General features: G+C 64.8%; 18 protein-coding genes. 12 read left to right on the top strand and 6 right to left on the bottom strand.

Annotated elements, in window-relative coordinates:
* Window positions 1–42 precede the first annotated feature (42 nt).
* From OC184_RS13980 to OC184_RS13960, 5 genes are all read right to left on the bottom strand, one after another.
* Entirely contained in the window at window positions 43–1,077 is a 1,035-nt protein-coding gene (locus tag OC184_RS13980) for a MaoC family dehydratase (RefSeq protein WP_265507798.1), read from the bottom strand.
* The gene (locus tag OC184_RS13975) at window positions 1,074–1,280 is read right to left on the bottom strand and encodes a DUF1737 domain-containing protein (RefSeq protein ID WP_265507797.1); all 207 of its coding nucleotides are present in this window, start codon (window positions 1,278–1,280) and stop codon (window positions 1,074–1,076) included. The genes OC184_RS13980 and OC184_RS13975 overlap by 4 nt, the downstream gene beginning before the upstream one ends.
* Window positions 1,280–1,831, bottom strand: coding sequence for an NnrU family protein (locus OC184_RS13970; RefSeq protein WP_265507796.1), 552 nt, complete (start codon window positions 1,829–1,831; stop codon window positions 1,280–1,282). The genes OC184_RS13975 and OC184_RS13970 overlap by 1 nt, the downstream gene beginning before the upstream one ends.
* Before the next feature lie 42 nt (window positions 1,832–1,873).
* Entirely contained in the window at window positions 1,874–2,716 is an 843-nt protein-coding gene (locus tag OC184_RS13965; protein WP_265507795.1) for an HpcH/HpaI aldolase/citrate lyase family protein, read from the bottom strand.
* A gap of 80 nt (window positions 2,717–2,796) precedes the next feature.
* Complete coding sequence (locus tag OC184_RS13960) at window positions 2,797–3,537, bottom strand: sulfite exporter TauE/SafE family protein (RefSeq protein WP_265507813.1); 741 nt, start codon at window positions 3,535–3,537, stop codon at window positions 2,797–2,799.
* A gap of 166 nt (window positions 3,538–3,703) precedes the next feature.
* Between OC184_RS13960 and mdh the strand changes: the two genes are divergently transcribed.
* The 10 genes from mdh (at window position 3,704) to OC184_RS13910 (ending at window position 14,934) form a co-directional block, all read left to right on the top strand.
* Window positions 3,704–4,666, top strand: coding sequence for a malate dehydrogenase (mdh, locus tag OC184_RS13955; protein ID WP_265507794.1), 963 nt, complete (start codon window positions 3,704–3,706; stop codon window positions 4,664–4,666).
* A gap of 398 nt (window positions 4,667–5,064) precedes the next feature.
* Complete coding sequence (sucC, locus tag OC184_RS13950; RefSeq protein ID WP_265507793.1) at window positions 5,065–6,258, top strand: ADP-forming succinate--CoA ligase subunit beta; 1,194 nt, start codon at window positions 5,065–5,067, stop codon at window positions 6,256–6,258.
* Between the two features lie 78 nt (window positions 6,259–6,336).
* Window positions 6,337–7,221 (top strand): succinate--CoA ligase subunit alpha, encoded by an 885-nt coding sequence (gene sucD / locus OC184_RS13945; RefSeq protein ID WP_265507792.1) that lies wholly within the window; start codon window positions 6,337–6,339, stop codon window positions 7,219–7,221.
* Window positions 7,222–7,286: 65 nt separating this feature from the next.
* Entirely contained in the window at window positions 7,287–7,667 is a 381-nt protein-coding gene (locus OC184_RS13940; RefSeq protein ID WP_265507791.1) for a hypothetical protein, read from the top strand.
* A 33-nt stretch (window positions 7,668–7,700) separates the two neighbouring features.
* Window positions 7,701–10,667 (top strand): 2-oxoglutarate dehydrogenase E1 component, encoded by a 2,967-nt coding sequence (locus OC184_RS13935; RefSeq protein ID WP_265507790.1) that lies wholly within the window; start codon window positions 7,701–7,703, stop codon window positions 10,665–10,667.
* A 4-nt stretch (window positions 10,668–10,671) separates the two neighbouring features.
* Entirely contained in the window at window positions 10,672–12,198 is a 1,527-nt protein-coding gene (odhB, locus tag OC184_RS13930; protein WP_265507789.1) for a 2-oxoglutarate dehydrogenase complex dihydrolipoyllysine-residue succinyltransferase, read from the top strand.
* A 148-nt stretch (window positions 12,199–12,346) separates the two neighbouring features.
* Entirely contained in the window at window positions 12,347–12,601 is a 255-nt protein-coding gene (locus tag OC184_RS13925; RefSeq protein ID WP_265507788.1) for a hypothetical protein, read from the top strand.
* Window positions 12,601–12,990 (top strand): MAPEG family protein, encoded by a 390-nt coding sequence (locus OC184_RS13920; protein ID WP_265507812.1) that lies wholly within the window; start codon window positions 12,601–12,603, stop codon window positions 12,988–12,990. Before OC184_RS13925 ends, OC184_RS13920 begins: the two co-directional genes overlap by 1 nt.
* A 71-nt stretch (window positions 12,991–13,061) precedes the next feature.
* The gene (lpdA, locus tag OC184_RS13915; RefSeq protein WP_265507787.1) at window positions 13,062–14,450 is read left to right on the top strand and encodes a dihydrolipoyl dehydrogenase; all 1,389 of its coding nucleotides are present in this window, start codon (window positions 13,062–13,064) and stop codon (window positions 14,448–14,450) included.
* A complete protein-coding gene (locus tag OC184_RS13910) occupies window positions 14,443–14,934 on the top strand; it encodes a lytic transglycosylase domain-containing protein (RefSeq protein WP_265507786.1) in 492 nt (163 codons plus the stop codon). The genes lpdA and OC184_RS13910 overlap by 8 nt, the downstream gene beginning before the upstream one ends.
* A 9-nt stretch (window positions 14,935–14,943) precedes the next feature.
* Here OC184_RS13910 and OC184_RS13905 read toward each other — a convergent pair whose 3' ends face one another.
* The gene (locus OC184_RS13905) at window positions 14,944–15,525 is read right to left on the bottom strand and encodes a lytic transglycosylase domain-containing protein (RefSeq protein ID WP_265507785.1); all 582 of its coding nucleotides are present in this window, start codon (window positions 15,523–15,525) and stop codon (window positions 14,944–14,946) included.
* A 248-nt stretch (window positions 15,526–15,773) separates the two neighbouring features.
* Here OC184_RS13905 and ssb point away from each other — a divergent pair, with 248 nt between their 5' ends.
* Complete coding sequence (ssb, locus tag OC184_RS13900) at window positions 15,774–16,265, top strand: single-stranded DNA-binding protein (protein WP_265507784.1); 492 nt, start codon at window positions 15,774–15,776, stop codon at window positions 16,263–16,265.
* A gap of 583 nt (window positions 16,266–16,848) precedes the next feature.
* On the top strand, window positions 16,849–17,222 hold a 374-nt coding region (locus OC184_RS13895; RefSeq protein WP_265507783.1), incomplete at its 3' end, for a transposase.

Below are 17,222 nucleotides of genomic sequence, written 5' to 3'. Positions count from 1 at the left end.
CACGGCGTCGATGCGCGTGATCACAAAGAAGCCGGAGCCTGGTCACACCGGCATCAGCGCCCAAAAGTCCAGATCCAGAAGAACCTCGGGCAGGTACTTACCGTCGTCGCCACGCAGCGCGAATACGCCGCTGTCGCCCTTGGTCGCGACCAGCCGCAGGCGGATCGCGCCGACGCCTGGCGCCAATGTCGGCGCCTTGTCCAGTACCTCTGACCAGGCCCGGACGGTATCGCCGGCAAAGCATGGGTTGGCATGTGCGCCGGCATTGAGTGCGACGATCATCTGCGCGTTGGCCAGCCCGTTGAAGGACAGCGAGCGCGCCAGGCTGATCACGTGGCCGCCATAGATCAGCCGCCGCCCGTCCGGCCGCTGCGTCGCGTCGAAATGGACCTTCGCCGTGTTCTGCCACAGCCGCGTGGCCAGCATGTGCTCGGCCTCTTCGATGGTGATGCCGTCGACGTGGTCGATCTTCTCACCGATCTCATAGTTGCCCCAACGGTGTGGTTCGCCCGCAAGATCATAGTCGTAGTCGCGGAAGCTCAGATCCTCAGGCAGCACGAGATCGGCGGGATCGACCGCGATCGCGAGGTCTGGCACGACGGGTTCCGGTGCAGGCGCGCCGGGATCGCGCTTGCGGACCATGACCCACCGGACATAGTCCAGCACGACGTCGCCGACCTGGTTGATCCCCCGCGTGCGCACCCAAACCACACCGGACTGGCCGTTGGAGTTTTCCTTGACCCCGATCACTGTCGACTCCGACCGCAGCGTGTCGCCCGGCCAGACAGGGCGATGCCAGCGCCCTTCGGCATAGCCGAGATTCGCGATCGCGTTCAGGCTGATGTCGGGGACGGTCTTGCCGAATACCGTGTGAAAGGCCAGCAGGTCGTCCATGGGACTGCCGTCCAGCCCGCAGGCGATCGCGAATTCATCCGACGAATAGAGCGCATGCCGCGCGGGATAGAGCGCATGGTAGAGCGCCCGCTCTCCCTCGGCCACGGTCCTCGGCACGGCATGCCGGATGGTCTGGCCGACGCTGTAATCCTCGAAGAACCGTCCGGGGTTGTTCTTGGTCATTGCTGCCCCAGCTTCATGTCGGGATGGTATTCCGTCTCGATCGTCTTGGTCACGGCCTGCGCCATGCGCATGACGCCCTTGGACGGATCATGGGCCATCGTGGGGCTGCCATGCAGCGCCCAGCCCTTTGACAGCGCCTCGCTGACGCGGTGGCAGAAGGTCGAGGTGTCATCCTCGGTGATGCAGCGATAGATCTGGGGCATCATGCTCCTCCGAAAGGCCAGGGTCCGACCCACCCGTGGATCAGCCCGACGACGACCATGACGATGACGGCGCCAGCTGCGGCCATCGCCTCCTTGCGGGCGGGAAAGGGTCCGGTCGGACGAACCCAAGGGGACGAGCGGTTGATCGCGATCATCTCGACCAGGGCCCAGGCCAGAAGCCCACCGAACAGCACAAAGGACGGCACGTCGCCGTTCACAAGCAGATGCGCCACCGCCCAGAGCGAGAAGCCCCAAAGCATCGGGTGCCGCGTGTATTGCGTGACCTTCGTCTTCATCCCCGCGGCCGCGAACAGGTAGAAGGCCACCAGCACCAGCAGGTTGTTGATGCCGACCAGCGCCGGGCTTCGTCCCCAGAAGAACGCGCCGTCAGCCCCCTGGTATCCGATGACCATCAGGATGACCGCCAGCACCAGAAGCCCCGTGATCATGGCGCGTCCACGCTCGCCCATCGCCGCCCGCTGGCGGGGCGCCAGCCGCTTGTAGAGATGCGCACCCCACCACAGGGCCACGCCGAGGATCAGGATCAGCATCTGGCTTTCCTTTCGCTGGATCGTTCGCGGCGCAGACTGCCCCTATCCTGCAAGCGCCGCAATGGCTTGCGCGCGGTCAAGCGTCAGACGAGCCGTGGCGACGTGCAGGTTCTCGACGATGCGGCCGTCGACAACCGCGACGCCCCTGCCCTCGGCTTGGGCCTGGTCGAAGGCGTCGATCTGGCGTCTGGCCAGGTTCACCTCAGCCTCGGTTGGCGCGAAAACGTTGTTGGCGATCTGCAGCTGCGCCGGGTGGATTAGGGTCTTGCCGTCGAAGCCCATGTCGCGGCCCTGCTCGCATTCGGCGCGCAGTCCGTCGTCGTCCTTGAACGCGTTGAAGACCCCGTCCACGATCACCTTGCGATGTGCCTTGGCCGCAAGGATGCAGAGGCCCAGCCCAGCCATCATCGGCAGCCGGTCTGGGCGCGGCCTGCTGCCCAGTTCCTTCGCCAGATCGTTGGTGCCCATCACCATGCCCTGCAGCCGAGGATCGCCGGCGATGGCGGCGGCGTTCAGCATGCCAAGCGGAGTCTCCATCATTGCCCACAACGGCACGTCCGGAATGAGCTCCGCCACCCGGTCCAGGTCCTGCGGGCCGTCGACCTTCGGCACAAGCACCGCATCGGCGGGAAGATCGGCACAGGCCCGCGCGTCGTCGCGCCCCCATTCGGTCGTCAGCGCATTCATGCGGATGATCCGGGCACAGCGCCCGTAATCCTGCGCCAGCGCGTCCGCCAACGCCTGCCGCGCATCGACCTTGGCCTCGGGCGCCACCGCATCCTCGAGGTCGAAGATGATCGCGTCGGCAGGCAGGTCCCGTGCCTTCTCCATCGCTCGGGCGTTGGCAGCGGGGATATATAGAACCGATCGATAAGGGCGGACCATGGAACCTCCGGGCAACAATGTTGCGCGACGGTGCCGCGTCGCAGCAGATTTGGCAAGGAGTTTCTTGCCGCATCGCGGCATCAACTGCCCATGGATTGCCAGATCAGGCGCACCGACACCAGAAGCAGACACCATGTGATGATGCCATAGAACAATGCCGGGCGGATCACCCGGACCAGTCGCAGGCCCAGCCACACCGACACCAGCGATACCGGCATCAACGCCGCCGCAGTTGCCAGGTTGGCGGATGATAACTGCCCCAGGAATGCGTAGGGGACCAGCTTGACCCAGTTGCCGATGGCGAAGAACCAGGTGGTCGTTCCGGCGAAGATCAGCGGCGGCAGGCGCAGCGGCTGTGTATAGACCTGCCAGAGAGGCGCGCCCGAATGGCTGACGAAGCTGGTATATCCTGCCAGTCCGCCCCAGAAGCTGCCCGCCGCGACTGTCGGCGGCCGTGGCGTCGCATCCAACCGTGGCCGGATCAGCGCGTTCAGGGCGAAGCTCAGGCCGATGATGCCGACGATCAGCGTCACGCCCCGAACAGGAACGATGCTGGCCGTCGCCCAACCCACGCCGATGCCTACCAGCGCCCCCGGAAGGGTCGTCATCAGCACGCGCGTGTCGAAGTCGCGCTGGAATGCAATCAGCCCGCCCACGTCCGAGATCACGTAGACCGGCAGCAGAAGCCCCGCCGCCTGCACCGGCGACATGACCAGCGACATCAGCGGGACCGAGATGATGCCGACCATCGCCAGGCCGCCCTTGGCCAATCCGACGGCCACGGCGGCCGCGACGGCCAACGCCCATCCATAGGGTGTCAGATCCAGCATGGCTCCTCCTGCCTGCACGATCTGCAAGATGTGCCCCGGCCGGCCGTTGGTGACAAGTCTCCGGATCGCGCCCGAGGGGGGATCGCAGATTGCTTGCGATTTCATTCGCGACCGCTTAACCCAAGCGCGACAATCCACCATGTATCGGAGGTTATCCATGGCCCGACCCAAAATCGCACTGATCGGTGCGGGGCAGATCGGCGGCACGCTGGCTCATCTGGCGGCGATGAAGGAACTGGGCGACGTCGTCCTGTTCGACATCTCGGAAGGCACGCCGCAGGGCAAGGCCCTGGACATCGCCGAGTCGGGCCCGTCCGAAGGCTTCGACGCCCGCATGAAGGGCACCAACGACTATGCCGACATCGCCGGAGCCGACGTGTGCATCGTCACCGCAGGCGTTCCGCGCAAGCCGGGAATGAGCCGCGACGACCTGCTGGGCATCAACCTGAAGGTCATGAAGTCGGTTGGCGAAGGCATCGCGGCGCACGCGCCGGACGCATTCGTGATCTGCATCACCAACCCGCTGGACGCGATGGTCTGGGCGCTGCGCGAATTCAGCGGCCTGCCGCACAACAAGGTTTGCGGCATGGCCGGCGTGCTGGACTCGGCCCGCTTCCGCCACTTCCTGTCGCTGGAATTCGATGTGTCGATGAAGGATGTGACCGCGTTCGTGCTGGGCGGACACGGCGATACCATGGTCCCGCTGACCCGCTATTCGACCGTTGGCGGCATTCCGCTGCCGGATCTGGTCAAGATGGGCTGGACCACCCAGGACAAGCTTGACGCAATCGTGCAGCGCACCCGTGACGGCGGCGCCGAGATCGTCGGCCTGCTGAAGACCGGCTCGGCCTTCTATGCCCCCGCGACCAGCGCGATCGAGATGGCCGAGGCCTACCTCAAGGACCAGAAGCGCGTGCTGCCCTGCGCCGCGCACGTCGATGGCGCCTATGGCTTGAAGGGTATGTATGTGGGCGTGCCGACGGTGATCGGCGCCGGCGGCGTCGAGCGCATCATCGACATCAAGCTGGACCGCGACGATCAGGCGATGTTCGACAAGTCGGTCGATGCCGTCAGGGGCCTGGTCGAAGCCTGCAAAGGGATCGAGAGCAGCCTAGCTTGACCACGGCGACAGACGAATTTCGCGGCGCGCCATGACAGGCGCGCCGTTTTCATTTCAGCAGGCCTCAGGACCGTCAGGCCGGCGCCTTTCCTCTTGCAGCGAGTCGATCGACCGCCTGAACAAGCCCGTTTCTGCTAGCCCCATCAGGATCGCCGATCCACTAGCCGCGCCCACGGCTCGCGGCAAAGGCCTTCCTCCGATGTCCGCACAATGACGGCGACCGTCGAATCGCAAGCCCGCACCGACCGCAGGATGCTACGTGATCACGCCGTTTCCGGCTGTGATCACAATCGGCGGCATCCTGCCTGTTTTCGGCATTTTACGGGGAATTCGTTTTAGTGGCCTGCGCTGTCGTGTCACAAGACCCCAAATCTGTCGAACCGAATGAGGGGGTCGAGATGAACATCCACGAATACCAGGCCAAGGCGCTGCTGCGTCAGTACGGCGCGCCGGTCAGCGACGGCCGCATCGTGACGAAGGCCGACGAAGCCAAGACCTGCGCCAGCGAGATGGACGGTCCGCTCTGGGTCGTGAAGGCGCAGATCCACGCCGGCGGCCGCGGCAAGGGCCATTTCAAGGAAGCCGAAGCCGGTGAGAAAGGCGGCGTACGCCTGGCCAAGTCGGTCGAGGAAGCCGAGGAACTGACCCGCCAGATGCTGGGCCGCACGCTGGTCACGCACCAGACCGGGCCGGCCGGCAAGCAGGTGAACCGCATCTACATCGAGGACGGCAGCGACATCGCGCGTGAGCTGTACCTGGCCCTTCTGGTGGACCGCCAGACCTCGCGCGTCAGCTTCGTCGCCTCGACCGAGGGCGGCATGGACATCGAGGAAGTCGCCGCCAACACGCCCGACAAGATCGTCAGCTTCTCGGTCGATCCGGCTTCGGGACTGTCGGACTTCCACGGTCGCCGTGTCGCATTCGCCCTTGGGCTGGAAGGCCAGCAGGTCAAGCAGTGCGTCGCGCTGGTCAAGAACCTGTATCGCATGTTCATCGAGAAGGACATGGAGATGCTGGAGATCAACCCGCTGATCGTGACCCCCGAGGGCCAGATCAAGTGCCTCGACGCGAAGATGGGCTTCGACAACAACGCACTCTATCGCCAGTCCGACATCATGGCGCTGCGCGACGAGACCGAAGAGGACAGCAAGGAGCTGGCCGCCTCGAAGTTCGACCTGAACTACATCGCGCTCGACGGCGAGATCGGCTGCATGGTGAACGGCGCGGGCCTCGCCATGGCGACTATGGACATCATCAAGCTGTTTGGTGCCGAGCCGGCCAACTTCCTGGACGTCGGCGGCGGTGCCACCAAGGAAAAGGTCACCGAGGCGTTCAAGATCATCACGTCGGACCAGAATGTCAAAGGCATCCTGGTCAACATCTTCGGCGGCATCATGCGCTGCGACATCATCGCGGAAGGCATCATCGCCGCCGTGAAGGAAGTCGGTCTGCAGGTCCCGCTGGTCGTGCGCCTGGAAGGGACGAACGTGGACCTCGGCAAGGAGATCATCGCCAAGTCCGGCCTGAACGTGATCGCCGCCGACGACCTGTCGGATGCCGCGCAGAAGATCGTCAAAGCGGTCAAGGGCTGATCCATACGGGCGCGTCTCTGGCGCGCCCACCTCTGGAACATCGCGGTGCAGGGGCACCGCTTACGCAAGGAGGCCATGATGGCCGTTCTCGTTGACAAGAATACCAAAGTCATCTGCCAGGGGATCACCGGGTCCCAGGGCACCTTCCACACCGAGCAGGCAATCGCCTATGGCACGCAGATGGTCGGCGGCGTGACCCCCGGCAAGGGCGGGTCCGAGCATCTGGGCCTGCCGGTCTTCAACTCGGTCCACGAGGCTGTCGCCAAAACCGGCGCCACCGCGTCGGCGATCTACGTGCCGCCCCCGTTCGCGGCCGACTCGATCCTGGAAGCAATCGACGCGCAGGTGCCGCTGATCGTCTGCATCACCGAGGGAATTCCCGTTCTGGACATGATGCGCGTGAAGCGCGCGCTGCAGGGCTCGAACTCGCGCCTGATCGGGCCGAACTGCCCCGGCATCATGACGCCTGACGAATGCAAGATCGGCATCATGCCGGGCAGCATCTTCCGCCGCGGTTCGGTCGGCGTCGTCTCGCGCTCGGGCACGCTGACCTACGAGGCGGTCAAGCAGACCTCGGACGTGGGCCTCGGCCAGTCCTCGGCGGTCGGGATCGGCGGCGATCCGATCAAGGGCATGGAGCATATCGACGTGCTGCAGATATTCCTCGACGACCCCGAAACCGAGTCGATCATCATGATCGGCGAGATCGGCGGCTCTGCCGAGGAAGAGGCTGCCGAATTCCTGGCCGAGCAGAAAGCCAAGGGCAAGTGGAAGCCGACGGCCGGCTTCATCGCGGGCCGCACTGCCCCTCCGGGCCGTCGCATGGGCCATGCCGGTGCGATCGTGTCGGGCGGCAAGGGCGATGCGGAATCCAAGATCGAGGCCATGAAGAAGGCCGGGATCGTGGTCGCCGACAGCCCTGCAGGCCTCGGCGAAGCGGTCCTGAAGGCGATCAAGGGCTGATGATTTGACACCCCTGCCCCCGGTGACCAAGTATCCGGGGGCAGGATCATGCGAAGGGAAGGACCGTGACATTGCAGGACCATCGCGCCAAGGCGGCCGGATCGACGCATCGCGTCGGGCCGATGGTGTCGTTCTGCACCCTGCTGGGCCTTGCCGCCTGTGGCGACCGCATGACCGCAGACATCCTACCCGGCGGCATCCCTGCCCGCACCAACCTGCACGAGGCGAGCGGACTGCCCCCCGAGTCGGTCAGAACCGTCTCGCGCAGGGATTTCGGCTGGCGCGTGATTTATCAACCCTATGCCGCGCCGCCGAATGCAGAAAGCCGTGCCGCAGTGGCACTTTGCGGCCTTGAACGCCGCGCGCCTCTGCGCATTCAGCAGCAGCCGCGACTTGACCCGACCGCCGATCCCGGCGCCCAAATTTTCGACATCTACTGCGCCTGACCTTTTTCCACTTGCCCTGAACAGGGACCAGCCATGACCGACCAGCCAAAGAATTCTGACTTCCACGATTCATCATTCCTGCAGGGCGCCAATGCCGCCTATGTGGAACAGCTCTATGGCCAGTGGGCCAAAGACCCGTCAGCGGTCGACCAAGCCTGGGACGCGTTCTTCCGCGACTTGGGCGACAATGATGGCGACGCCGTTCGCGAAGCCGAGGGCGCCAGCTGGAAGCGGGCCGACTGGCCGCCGATGCCCCAGGACGACACCACGGCAGCGCTGACCGGCGAATGGCCGGCATCTTCGAAAGGCGCGGCCGATGCCGCCATCAAGAAGATCGCCGCCAAGGCCGAGGAGAAGGGCGTCAAGCTGTCGACCGACCAGATGCGCCAGGCGGTTCTGGACAGCATCCGCGCGCTGATGCTGATCCGTGCCTTCCGGATCCGGGGCCACCTGCACGCGAACCTTGACCCGCTGGGGCTGCGCGACGTACCGGACCACGGCGAACTGAAGCCGGAGACCTACGGCTTCGGTCCGGGCGACATGGACCGCCCGATCTTCATCGACAATGTCCTGGGCCTTGAGGTCGCGTCGATCCGCCAGATCTGCGACCTGATGACCCGCACCTATTGCGGCACCTTCGCGCTGCAGTACATGCACATCTCGAACCCCGAGGAAGCGGCGTGGCTGAAGGAGCGGATCGAGGGCTACGGCAAGGAGATCCAGTTCACCCGCGAAGGCCGCCGCGCCATCCTGAACAAGCTGGTCGAGGCCGAGGGTTTTGAAAAGTTCCTGCACGTCAAGTACATGGGCACCAAGCGCTTCGGCCTCGATGGCGGCGAGGCGCTGATCCCCGCGATGGAGCAGATCATCAAGCGCGGCGGCGCGCTTGGCGTGAAGGAGATCGTGGTGGGCATGCCCCACCGCGGCCGCCTGTCGGTGCTGGCCAACGTCCTCTCCAAACCCTACCGCGCGATCTTCCATGAATTCCAGGGCGGCAGCTTCAAGCCCGAGGACGTGGACGGATCTGGCGACGTGAAGTACCACCTGGGCGCCAGCTCGGACCGCGAGTTCGATGGCAACAAGGTGCACCTGTCGCTGACCGCGAACCCCAGCCACCTTGAGGCCGTGAACCCGGTCGTGCTGGGCAAGGCGCGCGCCAAGGGCGACCAGCTTGGCGACCGCGAGGACCGCACCTCGGTCCTGCCGATCCTGCTGCATGGCGACGCGGCCTTTGCGGGCCAGGGCGTCGTGGCCGAATGCCTGCAGCTGTCGGGCATCCGCGGCCACCGCACGGGCGGCTGCATCCATATCGTCGTGAACAACCAGATCGGCTTCACGACCGCGCCGCATTTCAGCCGCACCTCGCCCTATCCGACCGACATCGCGCTGATGGTCGAGGCGCCGATCTTCCACGTGAACGGCGATGACCCCGAGGCCGTGGTCCATGCCGCCAAGGTCGCGACCGAGTTCCGGCAGAAGTTCAAGAAGGACGTCGTCATCGACATCATCTGCTATCGCCGCTTCGGTCACAACGAAGGCGACGAGCCGATGTTCACGAACCCGGCGATGTACACCAAGATCAAGTCGCAGAAGACAACGCTGCAGCTTTATACCGACCGCCTCGTGCGCGACGGCCTGATTCCCGAAGGTGAGATCGAGGACATGAAGGCCGCCTTCCAGGCGCACCTGAACGAGGAGTTCGAGATCGGCAAGGCCTACAAGCCGAACAAGGCCGACTGGCTGGACGGCAAGTGGTCGGGGCTGGAGCGTGAGGGCACCGACTATGTTGCCGGTGAGACGGGGATCGCGCCCGAGGTGATGACCCAGGTCGGCCGCGCGCTGACGACCGCGCCCGAGGGGCTGAACCTGCACAAGACCGTGGGTCGTCTTCTTGAAGCCAAGAAGCAGATGTTCGAGACGGGCGAGGGTTTTGACTGGGCCACCGCCGAGGCGCTTGCCTTCGGTTCGCTGGTGACCGAGGGGCATGGCGTCCGTCTGGCAGGTCAGGACAGCACCCGCGGCACGTTCAGCCAGCGCCATTCGGCCTTCGTCGACCAGAAGACCGAGGAACGCTACTACCCGCTGAACAACATCGCGGAAGGCCAGGCCCGCTACGAGGTCATCGACAGCATGCTCTCGGAATATGCGGTGCTGGGCTTCGAATACGGCTACTCGCTGGCGGAACCGAACACGCTGACCCTATGGGAAGCGCAGTTCGGCGACTTCGCCAACGGCGCGCAGATCATGTTCGACCAGTTCATCTCCTCGGGCGAGAAGAAGTGGTTGCGCATGTCGGGTCTGGTGATGCTGCTGCCCCACGGCTTCGAGGGTCAGGGCCCCGAGCACAGCTCGGCCCGGTTGGAGCGGTTCCTGCAGGGCGCGGCCGAGGACAACTGGATCGTCGCCAACTGCACGACGCCGGCGAACTACTTCCACATCCTGCGCCGGCAGATCCACCGCGGCTTCCGTAAGCCGCTGGTGCTGATGACGCCGAAGTCGCTGCTGCGCCACCCGATGGCCATCAGCCGCGCCGACGAGTTCCAGACCGGCAGCACTTTCCACCGCGTGCTGTGGGACGACGCGCAGCGTGGCGGATCGCCCACCAAGCTGGCGGCCGACGATCAGATCAAACGCGTCGTCATCTGTTCGGGCAAGGTCTATTACGACCTTCTCAAGGCGCGCGACGAGGCCGGGATCACCGACGTCTACCTGCTGCGGCTTGAACAGTTCTACCCCTTCCCCGCGCAGGCCATGGTGAAGGAACTGGGCCGCTTCAAGGAGGCCGAGATCGTCTGGTGCCAGGAAGAGCCGAAGAACCAGGGGGGCTGGACCTTCGTCGATCCCTATCTGGAATGGGTGCTGGAGCGAATTGGCGCCAAGCACTCGCGCGCCCGGTACGCGGGACGCAATGCGGCGGCCTCGGTCGCGACCGGCCTGGCGTCGCGCCACAAGGCCGAACAAGAGGCGCTGGTCGCCGAAGCCCTGAATCTTGAAGGATGATCCGATGACCACCGAAGTCCGCGTGCCTGCCCTTGGGGAATCCGTCACCGAGGCCACGATCGCAACATGGTTCAAGAAGCCGGGTGACCGGGTCGAGGTCGACGAGATGCTCTGCGAGCTGGAGACCGACAAGGTCACCGTCGAGGTTCCAAGCCCCGCCGCCGGCACCCTGGCCGAGATCGTCGCCGCCGAGGGCGAGACGGTCGGACCGGATGCGCTTCTGGCGCAAATCGCCGAGGGTGGGGCCGCAGCGGCCCAGCCCAAGGCAGACAAACCCAAGGCCGAAGCCCCGGCCCAAGACACTGAGGGACAAGAGAAGATGAGCGGCAAATCCGTGGACGTGATGGTTCCGTCCCTGGGCGAAAGCGTGACCGAAGCCACGGTCGCCACCTGGTTCAAGAAGCCCGGCGACAGCGTCGCGGTCGACGAGATGCTGTGCGAGCTGGAGACTGACAAGGTCTCGGTCGAGGTTCCCGCCCCGGCCGCAGGCGTTCTGGCCGAGATCCTGGCCGAGGAAGGTGCCACCGTCGATGCCAAGGCCAAGCTGGCAATCATCACCGAAGGTGCGTCCGGCGCCAAGCCGGGTGCCCAGAAGGCCCAGGAGACGGTGCTGGAAAATGCTGGCCCCGAGGAGATGAAGCCCCGCAGCGACGTCGAGGACGCGCCCTCGGCCAAGAAGGCGATGGCCGAGGCCGGCGTCAGCCGCGACCAGGTGCAGGGTTCGGGTCGCGACGGGCGCATCATGAAGGAAGACGTGGCCCGGGCCGCAAGCGCGCCCAGGCCCGCCGCCCCGGCGCAGGCGCCGCGCGCACCGTCCAGCGCCAGTGATGCCGGCCGCGAGGAGCGGGTCAAGATGACCCGCCTCCGCCAGACCATCGCGCGCCGCCTGAAGGACGCGCAGAACACCGCCGCGATGCTGACGACCTACAATGAGGCCGACATGTCCGGCATCATGCAGCTTCGCAACGAATACAAGGACGCGTTCGAGAAGAAGCACAAGGTCAAGCTGGGCTTCATGTCCTTCTTCGTGAAGGCCTGCTGTCACGCGCTGAAGGAAGTGCCCGAGGTCAATGCCGAGATCGACGGCACCGACGTCGTCTACAAGAACTTCGTCCACATGGGCGTCGCCGTCGGCACGCCCTCGGGCCTGGTGGTTCCGGTCGTCCGCGACGCCGACCAGAAGTCCTTTGCCGCGATCGAGAAGGAGATCGGCGAACTGGGCGCCAAGGGCCGCGACGGCAAGCTGTCCATGGCCGAGATGCAGGGCGGCACCTTCACCATCTCGAACGGTGGCGTCTATGGCTCGCTGATGTCGTCGCCGATCCTGAACCCCCCGCAGTCGGGCATCCTGGGCATGCACAAGATCCAGGAACGTCCGATGGTTGTCGGCGGGCAGATCGTCATCCGGCCGATGATGTATCTGGCGCTGTCCTATGACCACCGGATTGTCGACGGCAAGGGTGCTGTCACCTTCCTGGTCCGGGTAAAGGAAGCGCTGGAAGATCCGCGCCGCCTGCTGATGGATCTGTGATTCCAAGCCGCGGGCAATCGCCAGATGCGGTTGCCCGTGGCCTGTCGGCCGGACGACAGACAAGGTTCGAATCCTCAGCCGACCGGCGAGGCCGCTTGCCGGCGCCGCGTACTAAGGGCAAGCTGAGCGTATTTGGCAGGAGTGTCCCATGCAGTTGATCATCCGCTATTCCGCCCCCGACCATGCCCGGTTCCGGACCGCCTTCGACGCCGATGCGGAGGATCGGGGCCGCAACGGGCTGTCGCTCCTGCAGCTGTGGCGCGAGGGTGAAGGGCATGCCTGGGCGCTGTTCCAGGTCAACGACGCCAAAGCCGCGCGCGAGTACCTGCAGGCCGGGGCGAAGGTGTTCGAATCCCAGGCCGGGATCACCGGCTCTCAGGCGCATTTCGTGGAAACCGCATGATGACGGCCGAGCTGACGGTCCTTGCGCTGGCGGCGATCCTGCAGGGGCTGCAGTTCGTCCTGTTCTCGGTCTTGGCGAACCTGCAGGTCGGCCCCAAGGTCGCCATGGGACCTCGCGACAATGTCCCCGCGCTGAAGGGTCAGGCAGGTCGCGCGCAACGCGCGCTGTCGAACCATTTCGAGGGCCTCATCCTGTTCACCATCGCAGTCTTGCTCGTGACCGCCGGCGGACAGGCCACCGGCTTCACCGCCGCCTGCGCCTGGATCTATCTGCTGGCGCGGCTGGTCTATGTCCCCGCCTATCTGCTGGGATGGACCCCTTGGCGGTCCGTGATCTGGGCGGTGGGCTTCGGGGTGACAATGCTCATGATCCTGGCCAGCCTGTTCTAGGTCGGAAACCGTATTGCTTGCGGGGGCCTTGCATGGGATGGGCCGCCCCCGCGTGACAGAAGGAAAGAAACATGTATGACCTCATCGTGATCGGCGCCGGACCTGGCGGCTATGTCTGCGCGATCCGCGCGGCGCAGCTGGGCCTCAAGGTGGCCTGCGTCGAATCGCGCGACACCTTGGGCGGCACCTGCCTGAACGTGGGCTGCATCCCGTCGAAGGCGCTGCTCCACGGCACCCACATGCTGCACGAGGCGCACGAGAATTTCGAGAAGATGGGCCTGATGGGCGCGCATGTTGAAGTCGACTGGACGAAGATGCAGGCCTACAAGGCCGAGACCGTTAACGGCAACACCAAGGGCATCGAGTTCCTGTTCAAGAAGAACAAGGTCGACTGGATCAAGGGCTGGGCCACCATCGAGGCCGCTGGACGCGTCAAGGTCGGCGATACGGTGCACGAGACCAAGAACATCGTGATCGCCACCGGCTCGGTCCCCCAGGGGCTGCGCGGGGTCGAGGTTGACAACACGGGCGGCGTGATCGTCGATTCCACCGGCGCGCTGGCCCTGCCGAAGATCCCCAAGTCGATGGTCGTCATCGGCGCCGGCGTCATCGGGCTGGAGCTTGGGTCGGTCTATGCCCGCCTTGGGGCTGACGTGACCGTTCTGGAATATCTGGACGTGATCACCCCCGGCATGGACGGCGAGATCCAGAAGCAGTTCCAGAAAATGCTGGCCAAGCAGGGCCTGAAGTTCACCCTGGGTGCCGCTGTGAAGTCGGCCGAGGTTCAGGACGGCGCGGCCAAGGTCACCTATGCGCTGAAGAAGGACAACGCCGAACAAGTGATCGAGGCCGACTGCGTGCTGGTCGCGACCGGCCGTCGGCCGCATGTCGACGGCCTGGGGCTTGAGGCTTTGGGCGTCGAGACCACCGAACGCGGCTTCGTCAAGATCGACGATCACTGGTCGACCAGCGTCAAGGGCATCTATGCCATCGGCGACGCGGTGCCCGGCCCGATGCTGGCCCACAAGGCCGAGGATGAAGGCATGGCCGTGGCCGATGTCATCGCTGGAAAGCACGGCCATGTGAACTATGGTGTCATTCCAGGCGTGATCTACACGACTCCCGAAGTCGCCAGCGTCGGCCTGACCGAGGAAGCGGCCAAGGAAGGCGGCCGCAAGGTCAAGGTCGGCAAGTTCCCCTTCATGGGCAATGCGCGCGCCAAGGCCCAGTTCCTCGGTGAAGGCTTCGTCAAGCTGATCGTCGATGCGCAGACCGACCGGATCCTGGGCTGCCACATCATCGGCCCGTCCGCCGGCGACCTGATCCACGAGGTCTGTGTCGCGATGGAGTTCGGTGCCTCGGCCGAGGATTTGGCGCTGACCTGCCATGCCCACCCGACCGTCTCCGAGGCCGTGCGCGAAGCCGCGCTGGCCTGTGGTGCCGGCGCCATCCATGCCTGACGCGCACGCCTTCGCGGCGTCCCTCGGCCGTCGGGGTTTGGTCTTGTCGGTCTTGGCCCTCGCCGCTTGCGGCGGGGGGCGGACGCGCGGGCGGGGCCAGTTGACCGGCTCGGGCCTTTACCCTAACGAAACGCCGTACATTCGCCAGCGCATCAATTTCTGGTCGCGCCACTACGGTGTGCCCAGTTCGCTTGTGCAGCGCGTCGTCCTGCGCGAATCCAGCCACCGGCCCGAGACCCGGAACGGCAGCTATCACGGGCTGATGCAGATCGCCCCTCAGACGGCCCGGACGATGGGCTACCGCGGGCCGGACCACGGCCTGCTGGATGCGGACACGAACCTGCGCTACGGCGTCAAGTATCTGCGCGGTGCCTGGCTGGTGGCCGAGGGCGACCCCGACCGCGCGGTGATGTGGTATTCGCGCGGCTACTACTATGAGGCGAGGCGCAAGGGCTTGCTGAAGAAGACCGGGCTGCGCGGTTAGATCGCTCGCTCAGCCGCCAGCGATGATGCGGACATAGTTCCGCGTCTCGCGATAGGGCGGGATGCCGCCGTATTTCTGCACCGCGCCCGGTCCGGCATTGTAGGCTGCAAGCGCCAGCGTCCAGTTGCCGAACTGGTTGTACATCATCCGCAAATAGCGCGCGCCGCCCTCGAGGTTCTGGACCGGATCGGTGGCATTCACCCCCAGCTTGGCCGCCGTGCCGGGCATCAGCTGCGCCAGACCCATCGCCCCCTTGTGTGAGCGCGCGTTCGGGTTCCAGCCGGATTCCTGCTGGACCAGGCGCAGGAACAGATCCTCGGGGATGCCATGTCGCTGCGCCGCCTGACGGGCATGCGGCAGGTATTCGCTGCGCCGGCCGGTATAGCGCGGGATGTTCGGCGTGACGTCAAGCGCCACCGCATCCTCGCGCCCGCCGGGCCGCAGGCGCGCAGAGCGCTGATACTGCGTCGCAAGCCGTGAATCCATCAGACGGGTCTGGCGCGCGAACTGTTCGGCCCGCGATTTCGATGAGCTGCCCGACAGCCGCAGCCCTTCGGCCGATGCGGGGACCGCGACGGCCGCCAATGACATTGCACAGATTGCCGCTTTCAGGGAATGGCCGATCCACATGTTCTCCGCCCTCGTTCTTTGTCAGCTTCGCCGTTTTTCTGGGACTATACATCAAATGCCGCCCTCTGCCAGCGCCGGGTTCGCGGTTCCGGGCGCCGCCCTGCGCCATGGGCGGCTTTGCGCCCGGCCGATGGCGCGGCGAACGGCTTGCAGCCCCGGCCTGCCCTGCGCTAGACCGGCGTGAACGACATCACCCGAGGATTCCCGTCATGGCAGGCAGCGTCAACAAGGTCATTCTGATCGGCAATCTGGGCCGCGACCCCGAGATCCGCAGCTTCCAAAACGGCGGCAAGGTCGCCAACCTGCGCATCGCGACGTCCGAGACCTGGAAGGACCGCAACACCGGAGAGCGCCGCGAGAAGACCGAGTGGCACACGGTGGCGATCATGTCCGAAGGGCTGGTCGGGGTGGTCGAGCGGTTCCTGAAGAAGGGCAGCAAGGTCTATATCGAAGGGCAGCTGGAGACCCGCAAGTGGCAGGACCAGTCCGGCCAGGACCGCTATTCGACCGAGGTGGTGCTGCGCGGTCTGAACGGCACGCTGCAGATGCTGGACGGCCGCGGCGAAGGCGGCGGTGGCGGCATGGGCGGCGGCAGTAGCCGGGACTCGAGCGGCTATGACGACTATGGCTCTCGTGGCGGTTCGGGTGGCGGCAGCACTGGCGGCGGCCGTCCCGACTATGATGACGAAATTCCGTTCTAGAATGGAACGTATGATCTTTTGTAAGTTTGTAAGGTTCAACTAGCGGTACTATAATCCATTTTTCTTGACGAAGCGACTTCCACTAGCCACCTTTCAGAGGCGCAAGTGTGGAAGATGCAGCTTTGTCAAGATACGGTCTCAATCCATACGCCGTCCGCTGGTTAAAATTCGACGGTGGGGAACGCATGCCGTTCCTCATCACGAAGGCCATAGGGCTACCCTTACAAGCAGCGACCTATTGGATTCTGTCTAAGCGCCGCCCCTCGGGGAGCCAGCCGAACACGCTACACAATGACCTTCGGGCTTTGATGTACCTCCACCTCTGGGCGGATGCCCGTGGTGTAGATCTGCAGGATCGCTTCGAGTCCGGAGCGCTCCTTACTCTGACCGAGGTAACGGACCTCGACACATTCTGCGGAAAGTACCTCGCGGATGCTATCGGCAACATGCAGGACTAGACAGGCGCTTTAACTAACTTCCCGACAAGATACTCCAAGGCGCACGCCTTATCGGTAACCTAGGCTCCAGACCCATTGATTTCACTTCCTTTGCGTGACTCAGGGCTCGTAAGGAGACCTGATTGATGAGCAATCTGTTTTGGCTGACCGAGGTGCAGATGGTGCGCCTTCGCCCTTTCTTCCCCAAGAGCCATGGCCGTCCGCGCGTCGATGATCTGCGGGTCCTCAGCGGCATTATCTTCATCAATCGCAACGGCTTGCGGTGGTGCGACGCACCGAAGGAATATGGACCGGCAAAGACGCTCTATAACCGTTGGAAGCGCTGGAGCGATAACGGTGTCTTCGCCCGGATCATGGTGGGCCTGGCCGCCGAGGCAACCGATCCAAAGACAATCATGATCGATGCGACCTATCTGAAGGCGCACCGCACGGCTTGCAGCCTGCGCGCGAAAACGTATGGCCCGCCCCGTCTGCAAGCGGCAATTTTTAATGACATGAT

The sequence above is a fragment of the Paracoccus rhizosphaerae genome, assembly GCF_026162645.1.
Classification (GTDB): domain Bacteria; phylum Pseudomonadota; class Alphaproteobacteria; order Rhodobacterales; family Rhodobacteraceae; genus Paracoccus; species Paracoccus rhizosphaerae.
Note: the sequence above shows the minus strand (reverse complement) of the source record. Positions and strands in the feature narration are given on the sequence as shown.